Source organism: Pseudomonas sp. PDNC002 (assembly GCF_016919445.1).
In the GTDB taxonomy this organism is placed as follows: Bacteria; Pseudomonadota; Gammaproteobacteria; order Pseudomonadales; family Pseudomonadaceae; genus Pseudomonas.
The window spans coordinates 3,573,501-3,586,673 of sequence record NZ_CP070356.1 but is presented as its reverse complement, the minus strand read 5'-3'; the positions used below and the strand labels follow the sequence as shown (position 1 = coordinate 3,586,673).

At 63.3% G+C, this 13,173-nt stretch carries 13 protein-coding genes; 9 read left to right on the top strand and 4 right to left on the bottom strand.

What is annotated here, in order from left to right; translation table 11 throughout:
- Nucleotide 1 precedes the first annotated feature (1 nt).
- A complete protein-coding gene (locus JVX91_RS16520) occupies nt 2-1,747 on the bottom strand; it encodes a DUF1302 domain-containing protein (RefSeq protein ID WP_240201777.1) in 1,746 nt (581 codons plus the stop codon).
- A gap of 1,161 nt (nt 1,748-2,908) precedes the next feature.
- Nucleotides 2,909-3,088, bottom strand: a complete 180-nt coding sequence (locus JVX91_RS16515; RefSeq protein WP_205335275.1) for a hypothetical protein — start codon at nt 3,086-3,088, stop codon at nt 2,909-2,911.
- A 94-nt stretch (nt 3,089-3,182) separates the two neighbouring features.
- Between JVX91_RS16515 and JVX91_RS16510 the strand changes: the two genes are divergently transcribed.
- Nucleotides 3,183-3,836, top strand: a complete 654-nt coding sequence (locus tag JVX91_RS16510) for a TetR/AcrR family transcriptional regulator C-terminal domain-containing protein (RefSeq protein ID WP_205335274.1) — start codon at nt 3,183-3,185, stop codon at nt 3,834-3,836.
- A 168-nt stretch (nt 3,837-4,004) separates the two neighbouring features.
- Here the strand turns inward: JVX91_RS16510 and JVX91_RS16505 are convergent, their stop codons facing one another.
- Nucleotides 4,005-4,631: a methylthioribulose 1-phosphate dehydratase gene (locus JVX91_RS16505; protein WP_205335273.1), complete on the bottom strand. Its 627-nt coding sequence runs from the start codon at nt 4,629-4,631 to the stop codon at nt 4,005-4,007.
- Between the two features lie 291 nt (nt 4,632-4,922).
- Between JVX91_RS16505 and JVX91_RS16500 the strand changes: the two genes are divergently transcribed.
- The 8 genes from JVX91_RS16500 (at nt 4,923) to JVX91_RS16465 (ending at nt 12,407) form a co-directional block, all read left to right on the top strand.
- A complete protein-coding gene (locus JVX91_RS16500; protein ID WP_205335272.1) occupies nt 4,923-5,843 on the top strand; it encodes an ABC transporter substrate-binding protein in 921 nt (306 codons plus the stop codon).
- The gene (locus JVX91_RS16495; protein ID WP_205335271.1) at nt 5,840-6,985 is read left to right on the top strand and encodes a phosphotransferase; all 1,146 of its coding nucleotides are present in this window, start codon (nt 5,840-5,842) and stop codon (nt 6,983-6,985) included. Before JVX91_RS16500 ends, JVX91_RS16495 begins: the two co-directional genes overlap by 4 nt.
- Before the next feature lies 1 nt (nt 6,986).
- Nucleotides 6,987-7,862: a rhodanese-like domain-containing protein gene (locus JVX91_RS16490; protein WP_205335270.1), complete on the top strand. Its 876-nt coding sequence runs from the start codon at nt 6,987-6,989 to the stop codon at nt 7,860-7,862.
- Nucleotides 7,863-7,974: 112 nt separating this feature from the next.
- Nucleotides 7,975-10,146 carry a TonB-dependent siderophore receptor gene (locus JVX91_RS16485; RefSeq protein ID WP_205335269.1) on the top strand — a complete coding sequence of 724 codons (2,172 nt, stop codon included), beginning with the start codon at nt 7,975-7,977 and terminating at the stop codon, nt 10,144-10,146.
- An 11-nt stretch (nt 10,147-10,157) separates the two neighbouring features.
- Nucleotides 10,158-10,751 (top strand): nicotinamide riboside transporter PnuC, encoded by a 594-nt coding sequence (gene pnuC / locus JVX91_RS16480; protein ID WP_045214292.1) that lies wholly within the window; start codon nt 10,158-10,160, stop codon nt 10,749-10,751.
- Nucleotides 10,752-10,759: 8 nt separating this feature from the next.
- The gene (locus tag JVX91_RS16475) at nt 10,760-11,506 is read left to right on the top strand and encodes a UTRA domain-containing protein (protein WP_205335268.1); all 747 of its coding nucleotides are present in this window, start codon (nt 10,760-10,762) and stop codon (nt 11,504-11,506) included.
- Nucleotides 11,507-11,612: 106 nt separating this feature from the next.
- Nucleotides 11,613-11,774 carry a hypothetical protein gene (locus tag JVX91_RS16470; protein WP_205335267.1) on the top strand — a complete coding sequence of 54 codons (162 nt, stop codon included), beginning with the start codon at nt 11,613-11,615 and terminating at the stop codon, nt 11,772-11,774.
- Nucleotides 11,775-11,810: 36 nt separating this feature from the next.
- Nucleotides 11,811-12,407, top strand: coding sequence for an XRE family transcriptional regulator (locus JVX91_RS16465; protein ID WP_205340025.1), 597 nt, complete (start codon nt 11,811-11,813; stop codon nt 12,405-12,407).
- Nucleotides 12,408-12,476: 69 nt separating this feature from the next.
- Here JVX91_RS16465 and JVX91_RS16460 read toward each other — a convergent pair whose 3' ends face one another.
- Entirely contained in the window at nt 12,477-12,992 is a 516-nt protein-coding gene (locus tag JVX91_RS16460; protein WP_205335266.1) for a hypothetical protein, read from the bottom strand.
- Nucleotides 12,993-13,173 lie beyond the last annotated feature (181 nt).

Genomic DNA, 13,173 nt, shown 5'->3' with positions numbered 1-13,173 from the left:
CTCAGAAGCTGACGCCGAAACTGACGCTCAGGAAGTCGCGATCGGTGTTGGTGGTGTATTTGCCACCGAAGAAATCGGTGTAACTGATGCTGGCGTTGTACTTGGACAGGTAAACGGCGTTCAGCCCGACGCTGACGGCCTTGCCGCCCTCGGTGAAGTTCGTCCCGTAACCCTGGACGTCATGGGACCAGGCCAGGTTCGGCGTGAGGTCGAGTCCGCCGATGACGCCGTTGTAGGTGAGCGCCGAGCGCAGGCGGTATCCCCAGGAATTGCGGGTGTAGAAGCCGTCGTTGTTGCAGTACTCGGGGCGACCGCTGAGCAGCGTGGTGCAGAGGTCATTGCCGTTGGCGCCGTAATACTCGCCGGGCCCGAAAGGACTGGCTCGGCCATAGCGCAGGTGGCCGTAGGTGCCGTCGTCGATCCCGGAGATGTGGTTGTAGCCAACCTCGCCAACCAGCGTCAGGCGGCTCGCGCCCATGACCTGGTCGAAGGTCTTGGTGACGGTGGTCTGGACCTGGGTGAACGGCACCCGCTTGTAGCCATGGATGGTGTCGCCGGGGATACCGGAGTTCTCGATGGGCGTCGGCACGACGGGCGACAGGCGCAGCGTGGCGTAGATCAGGTCGTCGAAGCCCAGCGGCATATTCGGTCGGTGACTGATCTCGCCTTCCACAGCCGCGCCGGCGATGTTGGTGCTGAAGCTCAGGCCATAGAGGCGGATGTCCTCGGGGTACTCCAGGAAATAGGTCGCCGACGCGGCACCGAAACGCGGCGCGGTAAACGGGTTGGCGGTGGTCATCGTCGAACTGCCGATCGGCATGCGGCTGTGATAATTCATCCAGTAGAGGCTCAACTCGGTGTCGTTGAGCTCCGGCACGAACCACCGCAGCGCCAGGCCGTACTGCCCGCCATCGCGCGGTTCGCGGTCCGGTCCGCGCGGCAGGAAAATGGTGTTGCCGTTCTGCCCGCTGTTGTCCGAGGCGCCGGGCTTGATGTCCTTGCCCTGGAGCACGTAGCGGTCGTCGCAGCCCTTGGCTGGAAGATCGGAGCTGGCGAAGAAGGTCCCGCAGTTATCGGCCACGGTGCCCTGCCATTTCAGCTGGTAGAAACCTTCCACGCTGACGGCATCGCTGAGGCTCTGTTGCAGATAGATCATCTGCACCGGGATCAGCCCCTCCTTCAACTCGGAACCCGGACGCCGCAGCGCGTTGGCATCCAGCGGGTTGATGCTGTTGATGCCACCCTGGATGAAGGTACTGCCCCCCCAGCTCACGACCTGCTTGCCCAGCCTGACCGAGCCGGGCTGCCCGGCCAGGTCGTAGTTGCGGTAGACGAAGGCGTCGAGGAACTGCGCACCCGAGGAGCGCGCCGCCTGATCACGGCCGTTGTCCTGGATGTCGTAGAGGTGCTGGTGCCCGTCCTTCAGCTCGAAGTCATACCAGTACTTCCCTCGCAGGAAGGCCCCCCAGTCGCCGTACTTCAATTCCAGGTCGTGCGTCCCCTTGAAGATCTTCGAGAATGTCTCGCCCTTCCTGAAATTCAAGCGGCCGTCGTCGGTGGTCTGGGAGTCACCGCGTCCGCCATTGGCCTTGCTGATGAAGTTCGGGTTCGGATCATTCATCGCCCAGCTCTGGCCAACGGAGAGGGACGAGTCGAACTGCCCCTGGATCTCCCCGACCTCGAACGTCACCGCCTGGACGCTGGATGCGAGAAGAGCAGGAACGAGGCTGCCGAGCGCGACGGGCAGGCGCCGGCGGTAGAAGGTTCTTTCCACGTATTCCACCTTGTTATTGTGCTTATGGGAGCAGAATCCGGTTCTCGATGACCGGCACAGCACAGCAGCCCTGGGCGAAGTCGCCGATCAACACATTGATTATCCATCAATATATTGATCAACTGCGGTACAAGGCGAACCTAATCAATCAACCAAGGGATGTAAATCTGTATGGATTTCGTCAACCTGAGCGCCGTGTAGAAAGCCCATGCTGAGCGAGTGGGAACGGCAAGTATCACAGCGGTTTGAGCAAGGCATGCGCCACTGCGCGACCCGCAGGCAAAGCGGGCCCTGAACAACTCGGCGTGACATCGCGAATCGCCGCCCCAGGCGCATCGAACGGCCCAGGCGGCGCGGATGGGCGAAACCCGGCCTGTCGCCGGATTTTCAGGTAGGCAGCGGAGGTTCTTCGTGTATCCGGAGAGGGCTCGCACTCGGGAGGGCTCTCGGGTGCGAGGTGTCTGGAGCGCTCTCCGGGGCGCGGCGTGGCAGGGTCAGTTGCGTCGCTCGACGAAAATACGAATTGGGGGGGGGTGGGGGGGGTATATATATTTATATAGGGGGGGGGGGGGGGGGGGGATATATATATATAGGGTATAATTGTATATATATATAAAAATTTAATTTGAAAATATTTATTTATATTTTTTTTTTTTTTTGGGGGTGTTTTTTTTTTTTGGGGAGGTTTTTTTTTGGTTTTATTTTTTTGGGTGGGGTTATTATGAATAAAAGAATAATGAGTATGTATTTATGAAATGTTAATTTTGATGAGGGATGAAATTGGATATGAGTATAATTTGAATAATGTAGATATTGTAAAAGTTATTATATAAATAATTGGGGAATTAATATATAGTTATTAAATGAAATTGTGTTATGAAATATAGATGTTAAAGAAAAATAGGTTTAGAGAGTAGGAATATAAATATATAATCTTTAAATAGAATATATTGGGAGAATGATGGATTATAAGGTAGAGGTGTTGTATGGTTGAGATGATGATTTTATAAATATATATTTAAATGATGAGAATATAGATGGATGTAAATGGAATTAGGATGGAAAAATAAAAATAAGAAAGACAATAATTAAAATGAAGTTAAAAATTATTTATAGAGTCGATAGTTATGAAATTTAATTGATAATTTTGAGGAAAAGATTGACCGGCGCCACGGCCAGCTGCAGCGCCTTCTGACCACCGTGACCAAGGCCGACGCGATAGCGCATCCGCAACCTGGAAACATTCACGGACAGACCAGTCAGCGCAATCGCAGACACGGCTGCCACACACGACGTTATCGGTATCTCGATCATCTTTCCCCCTTCATACTTACACCGTAAGTAAACTTACGATGTAAGCTGGCAGAAGTTGATTTACACTGCAAGTCTTTTATTCGAGGGGTGCCACGTGCCACGCAAGAAGCCAATCACCGAGGAGTCGCAGTCACCCGCTCGCGAACCCCTGACACACGAGCGCATCGAGACCGAGGCGCTACGCCTCATCGAGCAGGAGGGCCTGGAAGGCTTCAGCACGCGCCGCCTGGGCACGGCCCTGGGATGCGAGGCGATGAGCATCTACAACTACTTCCCGAGCAAGGCCCACATCCTCGACGCGCTGGTGGACCGGGTGCTCTCCACCGTGCAGTTCCCCTCCCGCGACGAAACAGCGGGCGCTCGCCTCAGGGAACTGGTCGCCCAATGGCGGCAACTGGCGCGGCAACACGCGCGCCTGTACACCTGGCTGGCACTGCATCGCTGGAACTCACGGACCGGGGTGGCGTTCCTCGGCGAGATCCTCGATTGCTTCGTGGCGGCCGGTCTGGACGACGAGGCGGCCGCGCGAGGCTTCCGCGTGCTCGGCTACTACGTGCTGGGCGCCACGCTGGACGAGATCAATGGCTACGCCGAGGGCACCTCGTCGCTCAGCCCCATCACCGATGAAGAACTCGCGGAAGACTTCCCCCTGGTGTCCCGCGCGGGCGAATACTTCCAGCCGGAGCACTTCGACCGGACCTTCGAACTGGGCCTGGACGTCCTGCTGGCGGGGCTGGGGATTCGGTAATCGGTCCACTCGGGAGCGGGCGCGTTCCAGCGAGTCGCCGCGCAGGGAGCTCGCGCGCCTACCTGACGGCGCTACAGGCAAACATCCCGGCCACCTGAGGGCGGCGGTGCATCGCCGCGCATGGACAACGCGCCGAACAGCAGGAAGCCGATCCGCCAAGTCCCTCGCTCAGCGCACACCACCGTGAAGGCTCAGGACTTTCAGCTCGCATTCGAAGAGGAATTCGAAGGCTTCGATCTGGCGCAGCGCATCACTCATCCGCGCGCCCCAGGTGTACAGGCCGTGGCCACGAATCAGGTAACCGGGGCAGTCCGGGTGGGCGTCCAGCCAAGGCTGCACCTTGGCCGCCAGGCGGGCGATGTCCTGGTCATTGTCGAAGATCGGCACGGTGACGCGGCCTTCGTGGGTGGTGACGCCGGAAAAAGCCTTCTGCAGTTCGTAGTCTTCCAGCTCCAGCCGGTCGCCAACGGTCAGGCGCGAGAGCACCGTGGCATTCACCGAATGGGTATGCAGCACCGCGCCGATCTCCGGGCGCCAGGCGTACAACTGGGTATGCAGCAGGGTTTCCGCCGAGGGTTTCTTGCCCGGCTCCAGGCTATTGCCGGCGAGGTCCGTTTCCAGCACATCGTCGATGCCAAGCTGGCCCTTGTGCTTGCCGGACACGGTGAGCAGCGCACGATCGGCCGCCAGGCGCGTCGAGTAATTGCTGCTGGTGGCCGGCGACCAGCCGCGGCTGTAAAGGAAGCGCCCGGCCTCGATGATCTGTTGGGTGAGTTGTTGGCGAATGTCGGTCATGGATAACCACGGAGGTTGAGGTCGGAAAGGATCGCCACTCTATCCACGGCCGGTCGCAGCCCTAAATACCTTAATCGCATGAGGTCATAACCCGCCGCACCCCGAGCCAGAGCGATTCATCCAGATTCCGGGCTTGCATCATGTGCGCCTCGTGTCACCCTGCCGCCGGAATTTTTTATGCCTTCAGATTATAAAAACCAGTGAAAATCATATTGGTATATACCAATTATTCTCCCGTGGAATACGCCCCATCGCAGTCATCGGCCGCCGGCCGTTTTGGAGATAGGTTTCATGTTCGCCCTGAGGGTCATGCTCGAATACTTCCACCCCTGGCCCAATTCGGCCGGTTTCTACCTCGCCCGTGAACGCGGCTGGTACCGCGAGGCGGGGCTGGAGGTCGAACTGGTGGTGCACGACCCCTACCACGGCGACACTCTGGAGCACCTGCTGCGCGGCGACGCTGCCTTCGGCGTGTTCCCCAGCAACCGCCTGCTGGTACGCCGAGAACTGGGCCAGCCGCTGATCGGCGTGGCCGCCATCAACCATCGCGGCCTGGAATCGATCCAGACCCTCACCGACAGCGGCATCCGCCGGCCCCGCGACCTGCAGGGCAAGCGCCTGGCGCTCAACCCGACCCCGCGCGGCCTGGCCATGGTGCGGCATCTGGTGAGCCAGGATGGCGGCGATCCCGATGCGGTGGAACTGGTGGATGCCGGCTTCCGCGAGCTGCGCCCCGAAGACCTGGCCGCCGGCCTGGCCGACGCCAGCTTCGGCGGCTACTGGGCCTGGGAAGCGCTGCTGCCCAGCTCGATCCCCAACGAACGGCGCGTGGTGCTGCCGGTGGACGAGATCGGCGCGCCGCCCTACCACAGCTATCTGCTGGGTGCCCGCGAAGACTGGCTCGACGCCAACACCGAGATCGCCCGGCGCTTCCTCGCCGTCACCGCGCAGGGGTTCCTCGCGGCGGCAGCCGATCCGGAAGCCGCACTGCCGGTCTATGAACGCACCATTCCCTACTTTCCCCACGAGATGCTGGCAGAATCGCTGCGGCGCATCGCGCCCAGCTGGCTGCACGACGGCCGCTGGGGCGAACAGCGCGAAGAACTGTTGCAGCCCTATGCCCAGTGGCTGCATGAACATGGTGTGCTGCGCGCCCCGGACATCTGGCGCGGCGCCACCAGCAATGCCTGGCAAGTGGAGAATCCAGCATGACAAAACGCCTGAGCCACGGCATGGGCCTGGAGCCGGTGGAGGCCGACTGGCCAGCGCTGACCGAAGCGGAGGTCGCCGAGCTGTTGAAAGACTTCCCGCAGGCCGGCGACGAGGCGCGCCTGGCCTGGCACAGCCCGCGGCCCTTCTCCGCCGCCGCGCTGGTGGAAACCGCCAGCGGCCCGCTGTTCGTCAAGCGCCATCACCCCAGCGTGCGCACGGCTGACTGGCTGGCGGAAGAACACGCCTTCCTCGATCACCTGGCCCGACATGGTGCGCCGGTCGCGCAGGTACTGCGGGATCGATACGGCCGCAGCGCTATCGAACTGGGCGGCTGGACCTACGAAGTTCACCAGAAGGCGGAAGGGCTGGACCTGTACCGCGATGCGCTGTCCTGGACGCCCTTCCAGCACAACGCCCACGCCTTCGCCGCTGGCGCTGCATTGGCGAAACTGCACCGTGCCGCCGAAGGTTTCGCCGCGCCTTCGCGCAGCGCCGGCGTACTGGTCAGCAACCTCGACTTGTTCGGCGCGCAGGACCCGCTGGCCGCCATCGAAGCGACATTTGACCAAGCACCCGCCCTGGCGGAGTACCTGCAAGCACGCCCCTGGAAGGAAACGCTCAGCGAACTGCACCTGCCGCTGCAACGGGAGCTGCTGCCCTACCTGCAACGTCAGCCGGCACTCTGGACCCACAACGACTGGCACGCCTCGAACCTGCTGTGGAGCGAGGATGGCCCGCAGGCGCAGGTGGTCTCTGTGCTGGACTTCGGACTGAGCGATCGCACCTTCGCCCTCTTCGACCTGGCCACCGCCATCGAGCGCAATCTGGTGCCCTGGCTGGAGCTGGACCAGGGACGCGCCGCCGTCGCCGACCTCGATGCGCTGGACGCCCTGCTGCAGGGCTACACCAGCGTGCGCCCTCTGCGCCGCGGCGATCTGCTCGCGCTGGCCGCGCTGCTGCCACTGGTGCACACGGATTTCGCGCTGTCCGAGGTCATCTACTTCCACGGCATCCTCGGCTCGGCCGAGAGCGCTTCGCTGGCCTATGACAATTACCTGATCGGCCACACCCGCTGGTTCCTCGAAGCCGAAGGCCAGCGCCTGCTGAATCACCTTCGCCAACTGGCCGCTAAGGTGAACTGAGATGCGCGAACCCCTGGTCACCGTAGGCTGGCTGGCCACCGCGCTGGACGACCCGCGCCTGTGCCTGCTGGATGCCAGCGTGGAACTGGCGGCGCCTGAATTCGATGGCGACTATCGCGTCGAATCCGGCAAGGCCGGCTGGCTCGCCGGGCACATTCGCGGCGCTCGCCACGCGGATCTGCTGGGCGAGCTGGTCGATCCGCAGGCGTCTTTCAGCTTCGCCCTGCCGGATGCCCGATCGGCCCTGGATTCCCTGCAACGACTGGGCGTCCACGACGACTCGCTGATCGTGATCTACGACCGCAGTGACGGCTTCTGGGCCGCACGCCTGTGGTGGATGCTGCGCAGCCTCGGCATCGCGGCAGCGGTCCTCGATGGCGGATTGCGCGCCTGGATTGCGGCTGGCCTAGCGCTGGAGAAAGGCGATGAACCCAGCGTACGCACGGGAACATTATCCGCCGCCACGCGCTACCTCGATGGGTTCTGGATCGACCGCCACGGCGTGGGGAAAGTCGTCGCGGGAGAAGCACCGGGCACACTGGTCTGCGCCTTGTCCGCCGCCCTCTTCGACGGCAGCGCCGTCACCCGTTACGCCCGCCGTGGGCACATTCCCGGCAGCAGCAACCTACCGGCGCGCAGCCTGTTCGACGACGACGGCCGCTACCGGCGCGGCGCGGCACTGAGCGAAGCCCTCAGCGGGCTAAGACAGGCCGAGCCGCCGCTATTGCTGTACTGCGGTGGCGGTATCTCCGCCGCTGCCCTCGCGCTGGCCCTGACGCTGGCCGGGGAAACCCGAGTCGCGATCTACGACGGCTCGCTGCAGGAGTGGGCCGCCGAGCCCTCCCTGCCATTGACCACCGGAGCAGCTCCGGCCTGACAGCCCGCCCACGGGCAATCACGTTTCACATCCAAGGCCATCCGTTTCGCGCGGGAGGGGCTCAGCCCCGTGCATTCCCGGCGCACGCCCCGGCGATTTTCAGGAGCGTTCCATGCAGTACCTGCCGCGCCCCGCGCGCACGCGATTTCCCCTCAGCCTGCTGACCCTGGCCGTACTGCTGGCCAGCGGCCCCGGCCACGCCGAAGACGCAGCAACCCTGGACACCGTGACGGTGATCGGCCACGACACCGAGAGCTACGCCAGCGGCCGCGCTTCGGTCGGTGGCTTCGGCGAAGCCCCGCTGCTCGATACGCCCGCCTCCATCTTGGTATTCAACCAGGCGCTGCTCAAGGACCAGCAGGCGCGCCTGCTCAGCGACGTGCTGAAGAACGACGCCTCCACCGGCGAGGCCTACGCACCGGTGGGCTACTACGAGAACTTCGAGATCCGCGGCTATTCGCTCAACTCCGCCAGCAGCTACAAGATCAACGGCCGCACCATCACCGGCGAGCAGAACGTGGCGCTGGAGAACAAGGAACAGGTCGAGGTGCTAAAGGGCCTGTCCGGCCTGCAGAGCGGCGTGTCCGAGCCGGGCGGCGTGATCAACTACGTCACCAAGCGCCCGCAGGACGTGCGCTCGGTGACCCTCGGTACCGACGATGAAGGCGGCCGCTATGTCGCCACCGACGTCGGTGCCTGGCTGGACAGCGAGCAGACCGTCGGCGTTCGGGTGAACCTCGCCCACGACGACCTGCGCTCCTACATCGACCACACCGACGGCCAACGCGACTTCGCCTCCCTGGCACTGGACTGGAACCTCTCACCCAACGCGCTCTGGCAATTCGACGCCGAGTACCAGAACCGCCGCCAACCCTCCGCTCCGGGCTACCAGTTGCTCGGCGGTACGCAGCTGCCCCACGACATCGACCCGCACGACCGTATCGGCTACCAGAGCTGGGCCGACCCGGTACGCATCGAATCGCTCAACCTCAACACGCGCTTCGAATACCGCTTCAACGACGCCTGGACAGGCACGCTCAGCGCCTCGCGCAGCCGCGTGGTGATCGACGACTACAGCGCCTTCCCCTGGGGCTGCTATGGTGCGGCGAGTTGCGCCGACTCGGCGGTGCCCAACTACTTCAGCCCGGAAGGCGACTACGACCTCTACGACTTCCGCAGCCCCGACGACACTCGCCGCAACGACGAACTGGAAGCCGCCCTGCACGGCCAGTTCGCCACCGGCTGGCTGCGCCACGAGCTGACTATCGGCACCTCGGCCTTCCGCCGTGTACTGGACAGCCGCCCGGAGCTCAACGAGTGGGTCGGCACCGGCAACATCTACACCGGCATCGGCGCCGTGGAGCCCTTCGACGGCGAGCCCGGCCACAGCTATCGCCACCTCGACAGCCGCCAGTACGGCCTGTTCGCCAGCGACCGCATCTCCTTCAATGAGCAATGGCAGGTCGTGCTGGGCGGACGCCAGGTGCGCCTGGACGAGCGCACCTTCGACAGCGACGGCGACACCACCCGGCATACCCGCCGCGCGGAATTCCTGCCCAACGGCGCGGTGATCTTCAAGCCGCGTGCGGACATCTCGATCTACGGCAGCTACAGCAAGGGCCTGTCCCTGGGCGGCGAGGCTCCGTGGTTCGCCAGCAACGCCGGCGACACCCTGGCGCCTACCTCCTCACGCCAGGTCGAGTTCGGCATCAAGCAGGAGCTGGCCGGCTTCGACTGGAGCGCCGCGCTGTTCCAGATCCACCAGGCCTACCAGTTCGCCCGGCCCAACGGCGACGGTACCTTCACCTACGTGCAGCAGGGCCAGCAGAAGAACAGCGGGCTGGAGTTGTCCGCCAGTGGCCGGGTAACCTCCACGCTGCAATTGAGCGGCAGCCTCGCGGCGATCCGTTCGCGGGTGGTGAACAGCGGCACGGACGACTACGAAGGCCACCAGGCGATCAACGTCCCGCGCCTGCGCGCAAGCCTGCAGGCGGACTACGCGCTGGCCGAAGTGCCGGGGCTTTCGCTGCTGGGCGCGGCACGCTACAGCGGCGCCAAGTATGCCGACCGCGATGGCGCAGTAGAGGCCGGCGGCTACACCGTGTATGACGCCGGCGCACGCTTCAGCACACGCATCGGCGACTACCCGACCGTGCTGCGGCTGAGCGTCGACAACCTGTTCGACAAGCGCTACTGGCGCGATGTCGGTGAATATTTTGGCGACGGCTACCTGTTCCAGGGTGCGCCGCGTACGGCTCGCCTGACGGCGAGCGTCAACTTCTGAGGTAAGCGCGAATGTCTGCTCTGGAAATCATCGCGGTGATCGTCAACGTGCTCGGCGTCTGGCTCACCGCCCGGCGCATCCGCTGGTGCTGGCCGGTGAACGTGGTGGCGGTGCTGCTCTACGCGTGGATCTTCTTCAGCGTGAAGCTCTACTCCGACATGCTCCTGCAACTGGTCTTCGTGGTCCTGCAGTTCTACGGCTGGTGGCAATGGAGCAAGGGTGGCAGCGACCACGGCAAGGTGCGCGTCGAACGCCTGCCCCTCTCCACCGCTATCACCAGCTGCCTGGCCGGTGCCGTGGGCGCCTTCGCCCTGGGCTGGGCGATGCACACCCACACCGACGCCGCCCTGCCCTGGATGGACGCCGCGCTGACCGCCTTCAGCCTGGTGGCGAGCTTCTGGGCGGCGCGCAAATACGTCGCCAGCTGGTGGCTGTGGATCATCCTCGACGTGCTCTACACCGGGGTCTTCCTCTACAAGGCGCTGTACCTCACCGCCGGGCTCTACGCCGGCTTCGTGGTGCTGGCGATCTACGGCCTGCTGGCCTGGCAGCGCGAGCTGCATGACGAACCGCCCAGCGCTCCGGCACTGGCCGGCAACTCCTGAGAAACGCCATGCTCTACCAGGCCATCCCGCCGCACTACGCGCGCATCCGCGACCAGTTGGCCGCGGACATCGCCCAGGGGCGCTTCCTCGCCGGGCAGAAGCTGCCGCCCGAGCGCGACCTCGCCGAGCGCTTCGAATGCACCCGCGTGACCCTGCGCCAGGCCCTGCAGCAGCTGGAAACCGAGGGCCTGATCTACCGCGAGAACCGCCGCGGCTGGTACCTCAGCCCGCCGCGCATCGACTACGACCCGACGCGGCTGGTCAGCTTCATGGACTACGTGCGCCTGCAGGGCCGCGAGCCACTCACCGAATGCCTGAGCGCCGAACGCCGCCGCGCCGGCGCCTGGCTGGCCGCGCGGATGAATCTGCCGTCACCGGACGAACCCGTCTTCCGCCTGCACCGCCGCCGGCTGATCGACGGGCGCCCGGTGCTGGTGGAGATCAACACCCTGCTCGCCAGCTGGTGCCCCGATCTGCTCGACGCGCGCCTGGACCGTTCGCTGACCACCGTGCTGCGCGAGCGCTTCGGCAAGGTGCAGACGCGCTGCACGCTGAACCTGCGCCTGGGCACGGTCAACGATGACCAGGCCGAGCTGCTGCAATTGGCGTCCGGCGCCAGCAACCTGGTGCTGGAGCGCCTGAACTACGCCGAGGACGGCCTGCTGGTGGAATTCGACCAGGAATTCTGGCGGCCGGATGCGGTGTCGGTGGCGGTCCAGGCAGATTTCCCGTCGCGGCTGCTTATAGCTGAATAAGTAATTACCAAATGCAAATTCAGTATTTCTGGTTCTAATAGAATCACGGCTAGGCTAGCTCCAACTTCACCGCAACCGGCTTGCCTCAAAGCCTTTCGGAGCCGCCATGGATCGCATCGACAACATCATCGACCTCGCCCGCCACCGCACGCGCCGTCAGGCCCGCCGCCAGGCTGAGCTGATGTGGATGCTGTACGCGCAGCGCGCCGGCTACGACGCCTTCCAGATCGTCCAGCAGAGCCGCGACAGCGGCCGCCGCGAGGCCTGATCAGTGGGCCTGTCGCTGTCCACGGAGCTGCCGGCCGTGGAGTTCGACGCCACGCCCGGCACCACCGAAGACCCCATCGGCGAACGGGTCGCCAGCAACCTGCTGCGCCTGCGCGCCAAGCGCAATCTCTCCCTCGATGGACTGGCCCGCCTTTGCGGCGTGAGCCGGACCATGCTCGCGCAGATCGAATCCGGGCGCAGCGTCCCGTCGATCAAGGTGCTATGCAAGATCGCCCAGGGCCTCAAGGTCTCGGTCGCCGCCTTCCTCGACGACCGCGCCTTCGAAGGCGTGGCCGTGCTGCCGGCTCGGGAAAGCAAACGCCTGGTCAGCGGCGATGGCGCTTTCGTCAGCCGCGCGCTGTTCCCCTTCGATGTCTCGCGCCAGGTGGAATTCTACGAACTGCGCCTGAAGGGCCTGGCCATCGAGCATTCCGACGGCCACGCACCGGGCACCCAGGAAAACCTGGTGGTCGCCCAGGGCGTGCTGGAGATCAGCGTCAACGACGAGCGCTTCCTGCTCGGCACCGGCGACTCCATCCTGTTCTACGCCGACCAACCACACAGCTACCGCAACCCGGCGGACAGCGAAGCGGTGGCCTACCTCGTCACCACCTACGCCGAACGGCTGGACTGAGTCGCTGCGCAAAACGCAAAAGGCCCGGCGGGTTTCCCCACCGGGCCTTTTCGTTTCAGCGCGTCGCGATCAGCAGGTGCAGCACATCATCGGCATGCCGTTGCAGCTCATCATCATCGGCATGCCGCACTCCATCATCTTGTTCATCAGCATGCAGCAGTTCTTCAGCATGTCCATGCTCATGCCCTGCATCGGCATCATCTTGCACATCATCATGTCGCCCTGCATGAAGCACTCCATCATGCACTTCATGGCCGGCATGCCCATGTTCATGCCCATCATCGGCATCGACATCATCGGGTTCATCATGCCCATCATCGGCATCATGGCCATGGCGGGCTGGGACATGCCCATCATCATCAGGTTGCCGCAGTGCATCATCATCGGCATGCCGCAGTTCATCATCATCGCCATCATCTCGGCGCTGTTGCGGAACATGGCCATTTCCATGCCCATGGCCGGCTTCATCCTGCACATCATGCCGTCGTCGAGCATCTCGCATTCCATGGTCGCCATCATCATCGGCATGCCCATCATCGGCATCATGGCGTTGGTGTTCATCGGCATCTGCATGGCGTTCATCATGGTGGAGCTCCCTGAATCGATTGGAATGAAGTGCTGCGAATGGGGCCGATTCTAGGAAGGCGCGGCGGCGGAACAAGATGGCGGCAGAGCGGCTGTTTCCGGCGTGTCTTCTCGCGATTCCGGTTCGATGATGGCGGTACTGTTCGCGATGGCTTCAATTACCACGCTTGAGCGAATCCAA